Here is a 15,603-nt window from a genome sequence, read left to right as displayed (position 1 = left end):
CCTCCTGCGTCGCGGACGGGGAGGAGGCGCGGCACCATCCGGGTAGGCCCGGATTTGCGGCGGCGAAGCCGCTTGCCCCGCCCCCGTTCCGCCGCATCGCCCTTGTAATCACCCCGTAACATCGCCATTGGCGCGGGCAGCCCCACAGCAGCTGCGAGCCCGATGAACCTGACCCATCCCTTCATGGACGCGGACGGCGACAAGCTGCGCGAAGAATGCGGCGTCTTTGGCGTCATCGGCGCCAGCGAAGCCGCCGCCGCCTGCGCCCTCGGCCTTCACGCCCTGCAGCACCGCGGACAGGAGGCGGTGGGCATCACCTCCTTCGATGGCGCCGAATTCTACACGCGCCGCGGCCTTGGCCATGTGGCCGAGAACTTCTCCACCGGGGAATCGGTCGCCGAATTGCCGGGCGGCATGGCGGCGGGCCATGTGCGCTATTCCACCACCGGCGGTTCTGGCCTGCGTAACATCCAGCCGCTCTATGCCGACCTTGCCAGCGGCGGCTTCGCCGTGGCGCACAACGGCAACATCTCCAACGCCCGCCACCTGCGTCAGGAACTGGTGCAGAAGGGCGCGATCTTCCAGTCGACCAGCGATACGGAGGTGATCATCCACCTCGTCGCCACCAGCCGCTACCCCACCATGCTGGACAAGCTGGTGGATGCGCTGCGACTGGTGGAAGGCGCCTATGCACTGATTGTGATGACGCCGCGCGGCATGGCCGCATGCCGCGATCCGCTCGGCATCCGCCCGCTGGTGATGGGTCGCCTGGGCGACGCGACCGTGTTCGCCAGCGAGACCGTGGCGCTCGACGTGGTCGGCGCCGAATTCGAACGCCAGATCGAACCCGGCGAGTTCGTCGAGGTGGATTTCGACGGCACCCGTCGCAGCCACCGCCCCTTTGGCACGCCCGCCGCGCGCCCTTGCATCTTTGAACATGTCTATTTCAGCCGCCCGGATTCGATCCTGGACGACCGTTCCGTCTATGAATCACGTAAAGCGATCGGGATCGAGCTGGCGCGCGAGGCGGTGGTCGATGCCGATATCGTGGTGCCGGTGCCTGACAGCGGCGTGCCTGCGGCGATCGGCTATTCGCAGGAATCAGGCATTCCTTTCGAACTGGGTATCGTGCGTTCGCACTATGTCGGCCGCACCTTCATCCAGCCGTCGGACAGCGTCCGCCACGCCTCTGTGAAGCGCAAGCACAACGCTAACCGCAAGCTGGTGGAAGGCAAGCGGATCGTCCTGATCGACGATTCCATCGTGCGCGGCACCACCAGCCTGAAGATCGTGCAGATGATGCGGGAAGCGGGCGCGAAGGAGGTTCACTTCCGTGTCGCGAGTCCGCCGACCGGGCATGGCTGCTATTACGGCGTCGACACCCCCGAACGCTCCAAGCTGCTGGCCGGCCGGATGGATGTGTCTGCCATGTGCGAATTCATCCAGGCGGACAGCCTCGCCTTTGTCTCGATCGACGGGCTTTACCGGGCGGTCGGGCTGAAGGGTCGCAACAATGCCGCGCCGCAGTATTGCGACGCCTGCTTCACCGGCGACTACCCCACCAGCCTGACCGACCTGACCGAACGCCGCGGGCTGGACAACCAGTTGACCTTCCCCGTCGGCAAGGTCGCCTGATGGCGGGTTCGCTCGACGGCCGTATCGCTTATGTGACGGGGTCCAGTCGCGGCATCGGCGCGGCCACCGCGCAGGCGCTGGCGGCAGAGGGCGCGCATGTCCTGCTCTCCGGCCGCACCATCTCCGACCTGGAGGCGGTGGAGGATGCGATCCACCAGGCCGGCGGCACCGCCACCATCGCCCCGTTCGACCTGACGGAAGCTGATGCCGTCAGCCGCCTGGCCGGCGCGGTCGCCGAAAGGTGGGACCGCCTCGACATCCTGGTGCTGAATGCCGCGATCCTGCCCCAGTTGACGCCCGTCGCGCAGATCGAAGGCAAGGCCTTCAACCAAGCTCTTCTCACCAATCTGCTGGCACCGCAGGCGCTGCTGGCAGCCTTCGACCCGTTGCTGCGCCGCAGCCCGGCGGGCCGCGTGATCGGGCTCACCAGCTCCGTTGCCACCTCCCCGCGCGCCTATTGGGGCGCCTACGCCGCCAGCAAGGCCGCGCTGGAGGTGCTGCTGGACACGTATGCGCAGGAAGTCGAGCGGATCAGCGGCACCCGCGTCGCCATCGTCGATCCCGGCGCCACCCGCACCAAAATGCGCGCCCGCGCCTTTCCGGGTGAAGACCCGCAGGGCGTGAAGCCGCCCGAGGCTGTTGCCGCCTGCATCGCCGCCCTGCTCGCGGCCGACTTCCCCAACCGCCACCGCGAGCGGGTCGAAACCTAGCCGGTCCTGAGCTGGCGATAGGCCGCCAGCGCCCGCTCCCGCCCTTCACGGTGGCCGATGATCTTGGGGATGTAGGTTCCGGCCGGCGGATCATGGATCAGCCGGTCGGGCACGTCCGCCAGTTCCGGCACCCAGCGGCGGATGTAATCGCCCGCATCGAACTTCACCGATTGCGTCAGCGGCGCCATGATCCGGGTGAACAGCTGCGTATCCACGCCCGTCCCGCTGACCCACTGCCAGTTGACGGCGTTGTTCCCGCAATCGGCATCGACCAGCGTGTCCCAGAACCATCGTTCCCCTACCCGCCAGTCGACCAGCAGATGCTTTATCAGGAAGCTGGCGACGATCATCCGTACGCGGTTATGCAGCCAGCCGCTCTGCCATAACTGGCGCATGCCGGCATCGACGATGGGGTACCCCGTCCGACCCTGCCGCCACGCGCGGATTTCCCCTTTGTCATAGCGCCACGGGAAGCGGTCGAACGCCTCGCCATAGTTCCGGGTCTGGTAGTCGGGAAAGGCCAGGATGACGTTCTGCGTGAAGTCGCGCCAGATCAGCTCCCCACGGAACGTGTCCACCCCCGCGCCGCTCCGATCCGCCAAAGCGTGCCACACCTGCCCAACCGACAGCTCCCCCCAATGCAGGCGGGGCGACAGGCGGCTGGACCCCTCAATGGACGGGAGGTTTCGTTCATCCGCATAGCGGTCCGCATGGTCGGCGAACTGTTCCAGCTGCGCCTTCGCGGCGTTCTCGCCCGGCGTCCATGCCTCCACGAAGCCGCCGGCCCAGTCGGGGGTGGTCGGCAGAAGGCGCCAGTCCTCCAGCCGATCCGACCTGGGCCACTTCGCGGGAGCAGTCAGCTGCGGCTCCGGCAGCGGCTCGAGGCTTGGCAGCTCCCGCCGCAAGGCCTTCGCAAACGGCGTGTAGATACGGTAAAGCTCGCCCGCGCCGGTGCGGACCGTGCCGGGCGGGACCAGGTAATTGCCATCATGCAGGTGCAGCTCGAACCGGCCCGCCAGCTCGCTCTCGGCCTTGCGCCACCAAGGTTCATAATGATGCAGCGCATGGATGCCCTTGGCGCCGGTCTCCTCCGCCAGCCGGCACAACTCCTGCACTGCATCGCCCCGCCGCAGCACCAGGCGGCTGCCCCGTTCGCGCAGGCTGCGGTCCAGTGAGGCGAGCGAATGATGCAGCCACCAACGCTGCGCGCCGCCCATGCGGTGTTCGCCCGGTCGCTCGTCATCCAGGACATAGACCGGGATCACCGGGCCGCTCTCGGCGGCGGCGAACAGAGCGGGCTGATCGACCAGCCGCAGGTCGCGGCGCAGCCAGACAATCTGGGGTGCTGTCATCCGCCGATGAACGAGATCATCCGGCGCCTTGTTCCTGGCACGCTCCCGCCGGCAGCCTCACCGTGAACCGTCCGCGGGAAAGGTCACCGGCAAACCGTGCGTCCCCCAACACGAATGCGGAGCCATCACGCAGGATCGTCGGCGCTCGCGACCAGAACAGGAAGGCATCCACCGCACGATCCTGCCGCCGTGCCCGCGCAAGATCACAGCTGGCCAGCGGCATCGCGCCAACCCGCTGCCCCGCCACCTGCCACAGGCCATCGCCATTGCCGATGATCATGTCCCGCCGCCAGAACGCTACCGGCATCTCGTTGGCAATGGCGATCAGCGGATAAGGCTCGCTCATTCGGGCGTGTCGTTCCGCAAGATAGGTGATTGCCGCGTTCAGCCCGATATAGGCCAGCGTCGCCGCCAGCATTACGCGGGCAGGTCGGCGCCAGTCGCCACCCTGCCGCTCCCGCCGTACGGACAGCCACGTCGCGCAGCCCATGCCCAGCCACAGCCACAGATCGATGATGAAGATCATGTCGCCATGGAACCAGCGGCTGGAAAACGGCTCCAGCAGGCGCACGCCATAGCTGTTCAGCCAGTCGAACGCCGGATGGCTGAGGCAGGCGATCGTCGCCAGCGCCCACAACCAGCCGAACCGTACCGGCAGGCGGCTGGCGGGGCGCCTGCCCCGTGCGGCCTGCCAGCGATCGAATGCGTACAGCCCGCCCGCCAGCAGCAGCGGCAACACTATCATGGCGATCGGCCCGTGAGTCAGCCCGCGGCGCAATGCCAGATGCTGCATGTCGCCGATCAGCACGCAACCGGCATCGATGTCGGGAATGTTGGCGCCGATGATCAGCGCCGGCATGGCGAGACCGGTTCGCCGCTTCAGCCCGGCCTGCCCGATCAGCGCGCCCACCAGGCTATGCGTCAGATTGTCCATTGCGGATGCTTGTCACAGATCGCGGCGCCCCGGCAAAGCGCCAATCTGGCATTCGTGACGGGCCGGGCCTATGGCAGGTCCATGACCGAACAAGATCGCGCGAAGTACCGCCCCTGCGTGGGCGTCATGCTGGTGAATGGCGAAGGCCAGGCCTTCGCGGGCAAGCGGATCGACAACAAGGAAGGCGACCGTTGGCAGATGCCGCAGGGCGGCGTCGATCCGGGCGAGGACCTGGATGTCGCCATGCTGCGCGAGCTGGCGGAGGAAACCGGGGCGAAGCCGCAGCATCTCCAGATCCTGGACCGCCTGCCGGACGAGCTGTTCTACGACCTACCGGCGGACTTGCAGGGCAAGTTGTGGGGCGGCCGCTATGTCGGACAGCGCCAGACCTGGTACCTGGTGCGCTTCACCGGCGCTGACAGCGACATCGACCTCGACGCCCACAAGCACCCGGAATTCTGCGAATGGAAGTGGGTGGCGCCCGATCTGCTGCCGGAGATGATCGTGCCATTCAAGCGCGACATCTACCGCGCCGTGGTGGAGGGCTTCCGCGGGAAGCTCTGATCCGTCAGTTCTGGGTCACCGCATTGTCGGGCAGCGCCGCATCGGCGGTACGTACCGGCGGACCTTGCGCGATGGCGACGGCCAGCTGCTCCGCCTCCGCACAGCCTTCGCCGCACAGCGACTGCAATCTGGCAAGGTTACGTTCCGCCTTGGCGACGGCGCCCTTCTCCACCAGCGCGGCACCCTCGCCGCTGATCGCCGCCAGATTGCCCGGCTCGCGCTCCAGTGCCTCGCGGTAATAATGGATCGCCTTGCCCTGCAGCCCTTGGGCGCGCGCGGCTTGCGCCAGGTCGAGGTAGACGCCGGTATAGGCCGGATCGATCGCCAGCGCGGCCTCGAACGCATCGACCGCCGCCTGGACGTTGCCGGCTTCCGCCGCACTGCGGCCATCCGCCACCAGCGCGGCGGCACGCGGATCGGGATCGTGGGTCGCGCCATGACCGACGCTGGCACTCACCCCCACCAGCAGCGACAGGGCGAGGGCGGCTGGTGTAAAGCGCATCACAAACTCCTGGAGCGCGGTTCGGCGGGTGAGACGGCTGACAGCCATGGAATGGCTACGCTATCACCTCTTTACCAGACGTGCGACGAAAAAACCGTCGGTACCGTCCGTATGCGGCGTCAGCCGCCAACCCGGCCCGTGCTGTCGCCCCGCCGGCAGATCGACCGACTCCGCCTGCCATTCCGGATTTGCCGCCAGGAAGGCCGAAATCTGCTCCGCACCTTCCTCGTCCAGCAGGGAACAGGTGACATAGACCAGTCGCCCGCCCGGCCGCACCAGCCCGCTGGCCAGCGTCAGCAGGCGGCCCTGCAACTGCACCAGCCGCGCCAGTCCATCAGGCGTCAGGCGCCAGCGCGCCTCCGGATTGCGGCGCCATGTGCCCGTGCCGGAACACGGCGCATCGACCAGCACCGCATCCGCCGCCGCCATCCACGGCTGCAGCGCCGCCGCCTCCCGTCCGGGATCGAGCAGCACCGTGCGATCCACCCGCGCTCCCGCCCGCTCGGCCCGCGGTGCCAGTCGGCTCAGGCGCGATCGGTCGGTGTCGGCCGCGATCAGCAGGCCTTCGTTCCGCATCGCCGCCGCCAGCGCCAGAGTCTTGCCGCCGGCACCCGCACACAAGTCGATCACCGTTTCACCGGCTTGTGCCTGAACCGCCTCGCACACCAATTGGCTGCCGCCATCCTGCACCTCGATCGACCCATCCTGATAGGCGTCCCATCCCTGCACCGCCGTATCGGGCGCGAAGCGCAGGCCGTGGGCCGCAGGAAGGCGATCGCCTGTCTGCGGCAGGGTCAGCGTCTCGCGATCCGCCTTCAGGTTGTTGACGCGCACGTCCAGCGGCGCCCGGGCCAGCAAGGCTTCCGCCTCAGCGCCCGCGATGGCGGAGGCCGCAAGCCGCTCCACCAGCCAGGCAGGCGCCACGCCGCCTTGCGCCACCGGTTCGCCCGGTTGCACCGGCGCCGGGCCGTAGGCGGAACCGTCGAACAGGGGGGCGAGATCGGGCTGCTCCTCCACCAGTCGCAGCAGCGCGGCCCGCCCGCTTTGCGGGATCGGGCCACAGGCCCGGATCGCGCGATAGACCAGGTCGCGGATCGCGCGGCGGTCCTTCGATCCGGCGAACCGCCGTTGGCGCAGCCATTCGGTCAGCAGTCGATCGGCCGGCGCACCCTGCCCCCGCGCCGCCTCGATGATTCCGTCCAGTACCTCGATCGCAGCGGCGACGCGGGCAGCCGGGGTCATCCGCGCAGGAAATCCACGATCGCCTGCCCCAGGCTGGCCTGAGTGACGCTGCTCATATGCGTGCCGGGAACCTCGGCAGGTTGCGCATCGGGCAAGGCCGCGACCAGATCTTCGGGCGATCCGTTATCGCGATCCTCGCTGCCGCACAGCACCAGCGTGGGCATGGTAAGCGCGACAAGATCGGCCGGCTCGATATCGCCGACGCTCGTCAGCAGCAGGCGCGCCGCGACCCGGTTGACGCCCGTCGTGCGCATGAACTGCACCGCCAGCCAAGCGGGATCGCCACGCTGCACGTCGTCGAAACGGTCGATCGCATCGATAAAGAAGTTGGCGCGCCGGTCCCATCCGGTCAGCCCGTCGAGCCCCATGCCCGACAGCACCAGCCGCCTCGGCGACAGCCCCTGGATCACCGCGCCGGCCGCCGTTCGCGCGCCCAGGGAAAAGCCGACAAGGTCGAGGTCGGTCAGACCCAGTGCCTCCACCAGCAACTGCACGTCGCGCAACAGAACACCCGGCGGGTAGGCGTTCGGATCGGTTGGCGCACCGCTTTGTCCATGCGCGCGCAGATCCGGCATGATCGCCTCGAACCCGGCATCGGCCAGCTTCTGCGCGTGCCCGAACTTGATCCAGTTCGTCTGGGCGTTGGAAAACAGCCCGTGCAGCAGCAGGACGGGCCGCCCCTCGCCTGACTGGGGCCCAAGCCGGTGGACAGCCAGCGGCGTGCCGGCATGGCCGATCACGGTTTCGGTACGGACGTCAGTCAAAAGGCCACTCCTGTCATCCCGTGGGATCAGGCGCATGCGCCCTCGCCGCCGGCCGCATCGGGCCGGGGCATCCGCAGGGAAGTGCCGCCACTATCCGTCCGGCGGCATGGCGGCAAGATCAGCGGGGCGGCCCGCTCTGCGCCTCGCGCCAGTTGCGGCGGGTGCGTTCGTCCTTGTCCGCATGCTCCGCCGGTAGATTGTCGAGGTTGGTCCAGCCCGGAAGCATGCTCTCCACGCATCGGTTCTGCGCCGGACGGAACCGGTCCGGCCGATCGAAGCTGCCGACGGTCAGGTCGAGATCGATGAGGTCGTCGACAAACGCGAAGCCGATCGGCGTTCCGCACTTGGGGCAGAACGCACGATGGCCGATTGCAGAGGACTGGTACCAGTCCGGCTTGCCCTGCCAGTGGATGCGATTGAGCGGCACGCTTACCAGCGCGATCCAGACACCGCCGGTCGCCTTGCGGCACACGGTGCAATGGCATGCATATGCCGTATCCGGCTCAACCTCTACACTGTACCGCACACGGCCGCACTGGCAGCCGCCGCTCAGCTCTTCCATCAGCCCAAAAATCCTTGCTGGTTCGCGCGCAACTTCAATGGGCTAGCCAGAGGTCACGCGCCACGATCCAGTAAGGAACTTTTGTCCCAAAACGGGAATGTGTCAAGAAGGTACGGTTAACGCACCGGGGGAAGCCGGCGGCGATCACCCCTTCTTCAGGTGCCGCCGACCCAGCAATTCGGCGATCTGCACGGCGTTCAACGCCGCACCCTTGCGCAGGTTGTCGCTGACGCACCACAGGTTCAGGCCGTTCTCCACCGTCGGGTCTTCGCGCAGGCGGCTGATATAGGTCGCACCGTCGCCGGCTGCCTCCACCGGGGTGACGTATCCGCCATCTTCCCGCTTGTCGACCAGCATCACGCCCGGCGCCTCGCGCAGGATGTCCTGCGCCTCTGCCGCGCTGATCTCGCGCTCGAATTCGATGTTGATCGATTCGGAATGGCCGACGAACACCGGCACGCGCACGCAGGTGGCGCTGACCTTGATCTTGGGATCGAGGATCTTCTTGGTCTCGACCACCATCTTCCACTCTTCCTTGGTCGACCCGTCGTCCAGGAAGCTGTCGATGTGCGGGATCACGTTGAACGCGATCTGCTTGGTGAACTTGGTCGGCTCCACCGGATCGCCGACGAAGATCGCGCGGCTCTGCTCGAACAGCTCGTCCATGCCGGCCTTGCCCGCCCCGCTCACCGACTGATACGTGCTCACCACGACCCGCTTGATCCCCGCGGCATCATGCAGCGGCTTCAGCGCGACGACCATCTGCGCGGTGGAGCAGTTCGGATTGGCGATGATATTGCGCGCGGTGTAGCCGTCGATGGCCTCTGGGTTCACCTCCGGCACGATCAGCGGCACGTCCGGGTCCATGCGGTAGAGCGAGGAATTGTCGATCACCACGCAGCCCGCCGCCGCCGCCTTGGGCGCATATTCCTTGGTCGGCGCGCTGCCGGCGGCGAACAGGGCGATGTCCCAGCCGCTGAAGTCGAAATGTTCGAGGTTGCGGCACTTCAGCATGCGGCCGGTATCGCCCAGCTCGATCTCGCTGCCGGTCGAGCGGGAGGAGGCGACCGCCGCCACCTCGTCCATCGGGAACTCGCGCTCGGCCAGGATCGCGAGCATCTCGCGTCCCACATTGCCCGTCGCGCCCACGACCGCCACCCGGTAACCCATCTCACCCGTACTCCACTGCGTATTAAGAGCCGCGCGCGATAGCGGATCGGGGGCGGCGCGCAACCAAATTGCCCGCGCCCCGCCCCAAGCTTGCCTATTCGCCCGCTCCTTGCGGCCCGGCCCCGTTCCGGTCCAGGAAGTCGAAGATCGAATTCCAGACATGGACGCTGACCTTGGGTCCACCGACCCGGTGGGTGAATCCGGGATACAGCATCATTTCGAACGGCACCGCCTCGCCCTGCATGCGGGCGATCAGTTCGGATGCGTTCTCGAACACCACGTTGTCGTCGGCCATGCCGTGGATCAGCAACATGGGATCGGTGATGCCCAGCGCCCCTTCGATCGCGGCCGATTGCTGGTACGCCGCCGCATCGGTGGTCGGCAGGCCCATGTAGCGTTCGGTGTAGTGGGTGTCGTATAACTCCCACCGGGTCACCGGCGCACCGGCGATGCCGGCCGCGTACAGCCCCGGATCGGCCGCAAGCTGCTTCAGCGTCATGTAACCGCCGTAGGACCAGCCATAGATGCTGATCCGGTCGGGATCGACGTAATCCAGCGTCTTCAGATATTCAGCCCCGGCCTTCTGGTCGGCCACCTCGACGCCGCCCATCGCGCGGTAGATCTGCTTCTCGAATTCGACGCCGCGATTGTTGCTGCCGCGATTGTCGATCTTGAAATAGATGTAGCCGCGATCGACGATCGCCTGCGCCAGCGCCCCCTTCCACGCCAGCGTCACGTCCTGCGCGTGCGGGCCGCCGTAATGCTCGAAGAACACGGGGTAACGCTTGCCCGGCTCCAGCGGGGGCGCGATCATCTCCCAGTACAGGTCGGTCCCATCCTCCGCCTTGACCGTGCCATAGGTGGTCCGCTGATGGCTGGCGAGGAACGGGGCGTAGGGGTGATCGGCGGTGAGAGCATTCTCCTCGATCCACACCAGGCGCTCGCCGGTCGTGTCCGCCAGATAATGCTGCGGCGGCTGCGTATCGTTGGACCGGCTGACCAGCAGGCTGCGCGCCGCGCCATCCATCTGCACCGCATTGGCGAAGGCCGGATCGGTCAGCCGGGTCTGCTGCGCCGGGTTCGCCAAATCCAGCACGTAGGCCTGCGCCGCGCGCGGATCATCCTTGGTGCCGGCGAAGAACACGCGGCCCGCATCCTCGTCCACTCCCACCAGGCTGGTCACGACCCACTCGCCATCCGTCAGCTGCGTCCACTCACCGCCGGCGAAGCGGTACAGGTGGCCGTAGCCGTCCCGTTCCGACCACCAGATCAGGCTGCCATCCTTCAGGAAGCGGTAATTGTTCGTCAGGTTGATCCAGTGCCCCTGCGCCGCCTGCTCGGTGAACAGGACCTCGCTGGTACCGGTGGCCGGATCGACCTTCAGCATGTCCAGCCGGGTCTGCAGCCGGTCCTGCCGCTGGACATACAGCGCGCTGCCATCGGGCGCCCAATCGACCCGGGCGATGTAGATGTCGCGCTCCGCCCCCAGGTCGACCTCAACCTGGCCGCTGCCGTCAGGGTTCATCACGAACAGCCGCACATCGGCATTGGGCGTGCCCGCCGCGGGGTAGCGCTGGTCATAGACGCGCGTGCCCGTGGCCCCGATCGCTGCGCGCGTGACGACGCCCACCGGGCTCTCGTCCACCCGCGCCACGGCAATGCGGCGGTCATCCGGCGACCACCAGAACCCGGTATGCCGGTCGATCTCCTCCTGCGCCACGAACTCCGCCTCGCCCCAGGTGACCAGATCGCTCGTCTCCTCCGGCGTCACCGGCGCGGCCTCCGCACCCAGTCGGCCGACCCACAAGCGCCGGTCCCGCACGAAGGAGATGTAGTCGCCCGTCTCGCTCAACGTGGGGTTGAGTTCGCTTTCCTCCGTGTCCGTCAGCCGCTGCACGGTACCGTCCAGCCGCGCGAGATACAGGTCGCCCTCCAGCGGCACCAGCAGCGCCTGCCCGTCGGCCGACCATTGGTAATCGACGATGCCCTTCAAGCTGCCGATGCGCAGCCGCTCGCGCTGCATCTTCTCGGCTTCGGACAGTTCGCGCCCGCTGCCCAGCGCCTCGCTGTCGACGAGCATGCGCCATTGGCTGTCCTGCCGGTCGTAACCCCACAGATCATACCGTTCGCGGTCACTCTCCCGGTTGCGCAGCAGCGTCAGGTACCGGCCGTCGGGCGACATCTTGGGCGCACGCGGCGCCGGGCCATTCAGGCTGGGGCTGCCGAACACGCGTTCCAGCGTCAGTTCCTGTGCATTCACGGCCTCAGCCACGGGCACCTCCTGCGCCAGCACGGGGGTCGCAGCGGTGGTTGCCAGCAGGATGGCGGCGATCAGGGTACGCATGGACGGGCATTCTCTCGATCCGGGAAACATGGCGTGCGTGTGGTTACGCATGAAATCGGCAGGGGGAAAGGGCACCATGAAAAAGGGCCCGGCCACCCATCGGCGACCGGACCCTTTCAAAGCCATTCGGCGGCAGGTGACCCTTACGGGTTGACCTTGCGCTCCGCGATGCGGGCGCGCTTGCCGGTGCGGCCGCGCAGGTAATACAGCTTGGCGCGACGCACCACGCCGCGGCGGACCACGGTGATGCTGTCGATGTTCGGCGAATACAGCGGGAACACACGCTCCACGCCTTCGCCGAAGCTGATCTTGCGCACGGTGAAGTTGCTGCCCATCGCGCGGTTCGAACGCGCGATGCACACGCCTTCGTAGTTCTGCACGCGGGTACGCTCGCCTTCGACGACGCGCACGCCGACGCGCAGCGTGTCACCGGGGCGGAATTCGGGGATGTCCTTGCCTTCTGCCAGCTGGGCAATGGCTTCGGCTTCCAGTTCCTGGATCAGACCCATGGTCCGTTATTCCTCAATCATCATGCCGCGCGCCAGAGGCAGGCTGGCCCCGAACGCCCCAGTGGCGTTCCCAAAGGTCCGGCCTGCGTGACCGTGTGTCCTGTTCCGCCTGGACTTTCCTCCACGCGGCGATCTTCGCATGATCCCCCGATCGCAGCACTTCGGGGATCGTGCGTCCTTCCCATGTCGATGGTCGGGTATAATGCGGGTATTCGAGCAGCCCTTCCTCGAAGGATTCCTCGGTCCCGCTGGACGGCGCGCCCATTACGCCGGGCAGCAGCCGAATGCAAGCATCCAGAATGGCCAGCGCCGCGGTCTCCCCGCCGGACAGGATGATGTCGGCAAGGCTCACCTCCTCGACCTGCCGCCCGTCGAAGATGCGCTCGTCGAATCCTTCGAACCGGCCGCACAGGATGCTGACACCCGGCCCCGCCGCCAGTTCGCGGATGCGCTGCTGGCTGATCGGCCGGCCACGCGGCGTCATCGCCAGGACGGGGCAGGTCGGCCGGCGTGTCCGCACGTCGTCGATCGCTGCGGCAAGCACGTCCGCCTTCAACACCATTCCCGCGCCGCCGCCTGCGGGCGTGTCATCGACCGTACGGTGCTTATCGGCCGCATAGTCGCGCAACTGCACCGCCTCGCACGACCAGGTGCCTTCCGCCAGTGCGCGCCCCGCCAGCGAATGGCCGAGCGGTCCGGGGAACATGTCGGGGTACAGCGTGATGATGCTGGCGGCGAAGGTCACGCTTGCTCTGCGAACAGGCGGTCGATCACCACCCGTTCCGCATTCCATTCGGGTACCGCCTCGGCGCGCATCGGCACCATGAAGCGCTTGCCGTCCGGCCGCTCCACCTCGATGATGTCGCCCGCGCCGTAATTCTCGACCGCGACCACCGTGCCCAGCGGCGCATCGTCATCGCCAAATGCGGGCAGGCCGATCAGGTCGGCATGGTAGTACTCGCCCTCCGCCAGCGGAGGCAGGGCGGTACGTTCGACACTCAGCAGGGTGCCGCGCAGCGCCTCGGCCGCGGTACGATCCGCGACTTCGGCGAAACGGACGATCGCCCCGCCCTTGCCATCATCGCGCAGCTTGCTGACGGTCAGCGCGCCGGCGTTGAAGGCTTTGTGCGCCTTCAGCGTGGGCAAGCCCTCGCCGAACAGCTTCAGTCGCACTTCACCGGTTACGCCATGCGCACCGGTGATCGCGGCTAGGACGATGGGCTTGTCGCTCATGGGCAAAACCCCTCCCGCTGGCGGGAGGGGTCATCACCTTCAGCCTTCGGCCGGTTCTTCGCTGCTGGCGCCGACCGCGGCGTCATCACCCGTGGCGGGCGCTTCGCTGCCCTCGGCCGGCTCCTGGCTGCTGGTCTCTTCCTCAGCGGCCTTCTTGGCTTCCTCGGCCTCGGCGGCCTTGGCGGCACGCTCCTCGGCGCGCTCCTTGGCCTTGTCGCCCGGCTCCGCCTTCTTGGGGTTGTTGCGCGCCGCACGCTCCTTCACGCCGGCCTGATCCAGGAACCGGGCCACGCGGTCGGTCGGCTGTGCGCCGACGCCGACCCAGTACCGCGCGCGATCCTCGTCGATCTTCACGCGGTCGGCCGAATCCTTGGGCAGCAGCGGGTTGTAGGTGCCGATCTGCTCCAGGTACTTGCCGTCACGCGGGCTGCGGACGTCCGCCACCACGATGCGATAGTAAGGACGCTTCTTCGCACCACCACGCGACAGACGGATCGAGATTGCCATTGTATTCTACCTTTCCGGAAAATTCGCTTAAATCAGTTCTTCTTCAACAGGTTCATCAGGTCCGGCGGCAATTGGCCACCGGCGCCAAGCCCCGGCAGACCACCCTTGCCGCCCGGTCCACCCAGTCCGCCCAGGCCGCCGGCACCCCCCATGCCGCCGCCGCCGCCGAACATGGCGCCCAGGCCCTTCAGCCCGCCCATCTTCTTGATCTGCTTCATGGCGCGGCCCATTTCCTGGTGCATCTTCAGCAGCTTGTTGACGTCCTGCACGGATGTGCCGCTGCCAGCGGCCACGCGCTTCTTGCGCTTGGCGTTCAGCAGTTCGGGCTTGCCGCGCTCCGCCGCGGTCATCGATCCGATGATCGCGTCCATGTGCAGCAGCACCTTGTCGTCCATGCCGCTGGCGGCCATCGCCTGCTTGGCCTTCTTCATGCCCGGCATCATGCCGGCGAGCATGCCGAGGCCGCCCATCTTCTGCATCTGGCTGAGCTGCTGGCGCAGGTCGTTCATGTCGAACTGCCCCTGCATCATCCGCTTGGCCAGCTTCTCGGCGTCCTCCGCCTCCACGACCTGCGCGGCACGCTCCACCAGGCTGACGACGTCGCCCATGCCCAGGATGCGGCCAGCGACGCGGCCGGGATGGAACGGCTCAAGCGCGTCGAGCTTCTCGCCCGTGCCGGCGAACTTGATCGGCTTGCCGGTGACCGCCCGCATCGACAGCGCCGCACCACCGCGCGCATCGCCGTCCATCCGGGTCAGTACCACACCGGTCAGCGGCACCTCGCCACTGAAGCTCTGTGCGACGTTGACCGCGTCCTGCCCGGTCAGCGCATCGACGACCAGCAGCACCTCAGTCGGCGCGGAGACGGCAGCGACCGCCTTCATCTCCGCCATAAGGGCTTCATCAACGTGCAGGCGCCCAGCGGTGTCGAGCAGCAACACGTCCACCGCCTGCAGCTTGGCGCTTTCCAGCGCGCGGCGAGCGATGTCGACCGGCTGCTGACCCGGCACGATCGGCAGCGTGCCGACCTCCGCCTGCTCGCCCAGCACCTTCAGCTGTTCCTGCGCGGCCGGACGATTGACGTCCAGCGAGGCCATCATGACCTTCTTACCCTGCTTGGTGCGCAGCAGGCGCGCGATTTTGGCGGTGCTGGTCGTCTTGCCGGAGCCCTGCAGGCCGACCATCATTACCACGGCCGGCGGGCGCACATCCAGGTTGAGCGGCGCCGCCTCGGCATCACCATCCCCGCCCAGCATCGCGACCAGCTCGTCATTGACGATCTTGACCACCTGCTGGCCGGGCGTGACCGACTTCAGCACCTGCTGGCCGACGGCCTTTTCCGTCACGCGGGCGATGAAGTCGCGCGCCACCGGCAGGGCGACGTCCGCCTCCAGCAGCGCGACGCGCACCTCGCGCATGGCCTCGCGCACGTCGGTCTCGTTCAGCGCACCACGCCCGCGCAGGCGGTCGAAAACGCCATTCAGGCGATCGGACAGCGTGTCGAACATGGCCTCACCTCACTCGCAAGCGACCCGAACCCGGGCCAAACGCCGAAAACGCCGGCGGACGAAACCT

The 15,603-nt window shown here is 67.4% G+C and carries 16 protein-coding genes; 3 read left to right on the top strand and 13 right to left on the bottom strand.

Annotation, left to right across the window (positions count from 1 at the left end):
* Window positions 1-162 precede the first annotated feature (162 nt).
* Together purF and V5740_RS03650 are read left to right on the top strand one after the other, a co-directional pair.
* Window positions 163-1,635 (top strand): amidophosphoribosyltransferase, encoded by a 1,473-nt coding sequence (gene purF, locus V5740_RS03655; RefSeq protein WP_347303728.1) that lies wholly within the window; start codon window positions 163-165, stop codon window positions 1,633-1,635.
* Window positions 1,635-2,345 (top strand): SDR family NAD(P)-dependent oxidoreductase, encoded by a 711-nt coding sequence (locus V5740_RS03650; protein WP_347303727.1) that lies wholly within the window; start codon window positions 1,635-1,637, stop codon window positions 2,343-2,345. The genes purF and V5740_RS03650 overlap by 1 nt, the downstream gene beginning before the upstream one ends.
* Here the strand turns inward: V5740_RS03650 and V5740_RS03645 are convergent.
* Together V5740_RS03645 and V5740_RS03640 are read right to left on the bottom strand one after the other, a co-directional pair.
* Window positions 2,342-3,697: a deoxyribodipyrimidine photo-lyase gene (locus V5740_RS03645; RefSeq protein ID WP_347303726.1), complete on the bottom strand. Its 1,356-nt coding sequence runs from the start codon at window positions 3,695-3,697 to the stop codon at window positions 2,342-2,344. The genes V5740_RS03650 and V5740_RS03645 overlap by 4 nt on opposite strands.
* Window positions 3,698-3,713: 16 nt before the next feature.
* On the bottom strand, window positions 3,714-4,631 hold the full coding sequence (locus V5740_RS03640; RefSeq protein ID WP_347303725.1) for a metal-dependent hydrolase: 918 nt from the start codon (window positions 4,629-4,631) through the stop codon (window positions 3,714-3,716).
* Between the two features lie 81 nt (window positions 4,632-4,712).
* Between V5740_RS03640 and V5740_RS03635 the strand changes: the two genes are divergently transcribed.
* Complete coding sequence (locus V5740_RS03635; RefSeq protein WP_347303724.1) at window positions 4,713-5,195, top strand: RNA pyrophosphohydrolase; 483 nt, start codon at window positions 4,713-4,715, stop codon at window positions 5,193-5,195.
* Window positions 5,196-5,199: 4 nt separating this feature from the next.
* On the opposite strand, the gene V5740_RS03630 is transcribed toward V5740_RS03635, so the two are convergent.
* The 11 genes from V5740_RS03630 to ffh form a co-directional block, all read right to left on the bottom strand.
* Window positions 5,200-5,697, bottom strand: coding sequence for a hypothetical protein (locus V5740_RS03630; RefSeq protein ID WP_347303723.1), 498 nt, complete (start codon window positions 5,695-5,697; stop codon window positions 5,200-5,202).
* Window positions 5,698-5,760: 63 nt separating this feature from the next.
* Window positions 5,761-6,939, bottom strand: a complete 1,179-nt coding sequence (locus tag V5740_RS03625; protein ID WP_347303722.1) for an RsmB/NOP family class I SAM-dependent RNA methyltransferase — start codon at window positions 6,937-6,939, stop codon at window positions 5,761-5,763.
* Window positions 6,936-7,703, bottom strand: coding sequence for an alpha/beta fold hydrolase (locus tag V5740_RS03620; protein WP_347303721.1), 768 nt, complete (start codon window positions 7,701-7,703; stop codon window positions 6,936-6,938). The genes V5740_RS03625 and V5740_RS03620 overlap by 4 nt, the downstream gene beginning before the upstream one ends.
* 118 nt (window positions 7,704-7,821) lie before the next feature.
* A complete protein-coding gene (locus V5740_RS03615) occupies window positions 7,822-8,265 on the bottom strand; it encodes a GFA family protein (RefSeq protein ID WP_347303720.1) in 444 nt (147 codons plus the stop codon).
* A 144-nt stretch (window positions 8,266-8,409) separates the two neighbouring features.
* A complete protein-coding gene (locus V5740_RS03610) occupies window positions 8,410-9,435 on the bottom strand; it encodes an aspartate-semialdehyde dehydrogenase (protein WP_347303719.1) in 1,026 nt (341 codons plus the stop codon).
* A 94-nt stretch (window positions 9,436-9,529) separates the two neighbouring features.
* A complete protein-coding gene (locus V5740_RS03605; protein WP_347303718.1) occupies window positions 9,530-11,779 on the bottom strand; it encodes a DPP IV N-terminal domain-containing protein in 2,250 nt (749 codons plus the stop codon).
* A 143-nt stretch (window positions 11,780-11,922) separates the two neighbouring features.
* Window positions 11,923-12,288 (bottom strand): 50S ribosomal protein L19, encoded by a 366-nt coding sequence (rplS, locus tag V5740_RS03600; RefSeq protein ID WP_347303717.1) that lies wholly within the window; start codon window positions 12,286-12,288, stop codon window positions 11,923-11,925.
* 13 nt (window positions 12,289-12,301) lie between these two features.
* Window positions 12,302-13,033, bottom strand: a complete 732-nt coding sequence (gene trmD, locus V5740_RS03595) for a tRNA (guanosine(37)-N1)-methyltransferase TrmD (RefSeq protein ID WP_347303716.1) — start codon at window positions 13,031-13,033, stop codon at window positions 12,302-12,304.
* The gene (gene rimM, locus V5740_RS03590; protein ID WP_347303715.1) at window positions 13,030-13,521 is read right to left on the bottom strand and encodes a ribosome maturation factor RimM; all 492 of its coding nucleotides are present in this window, start codon (window positions 13,519-13,521) and stop codon (window positions 13,030-13,032) included. Before rimM ends, trmD begins: the two co-directional genes overlap by 4 nt.
* A gap of 39 nt (window positions 13,522-13,560) precedes the next feature.
* Complete coding sequence (rpsP, locus tag V5740_RS03585) at window positions 13,561-14,028, bottom strand: 30S ribosomal protein S16 (RefSeq protein WP_347303714.1); 468 nt, start codon at window positions 14,026-14,028, stop codon at window positions 13,561-13,563.
* 32 nt (window positions 14,029-14,060) lie between these two features.
* Complete coding sequence (gene ffh, locus V5740_RS03580) at window positions 14,061-15,536, bottom strand: signal recognition particle protein (RefSeq protein WP_347303713.1); 1,476 nt, start codon at window positions 15,534-15,536, stop codon at window positions 14,061-14,063.
* Window positions 15,537-15,603 lie beyond the last annotated feature (67 nt).

The organism is Croceibacterium sp. TMG7-5b_MA50 (assembly GCF_039830145.1).
Taxonomy (GTDB): Bacteria; Pseudomonadota; Alphaproteobacteria; order Sphingomonadales; family Sphingomonadaceae; genus Croceibacterium.
The sequence above is the reverse complement of the archived record's forward strand: the minus strand, read 5'-3'. Positions and strand labels throughout refer to the sequence as shown.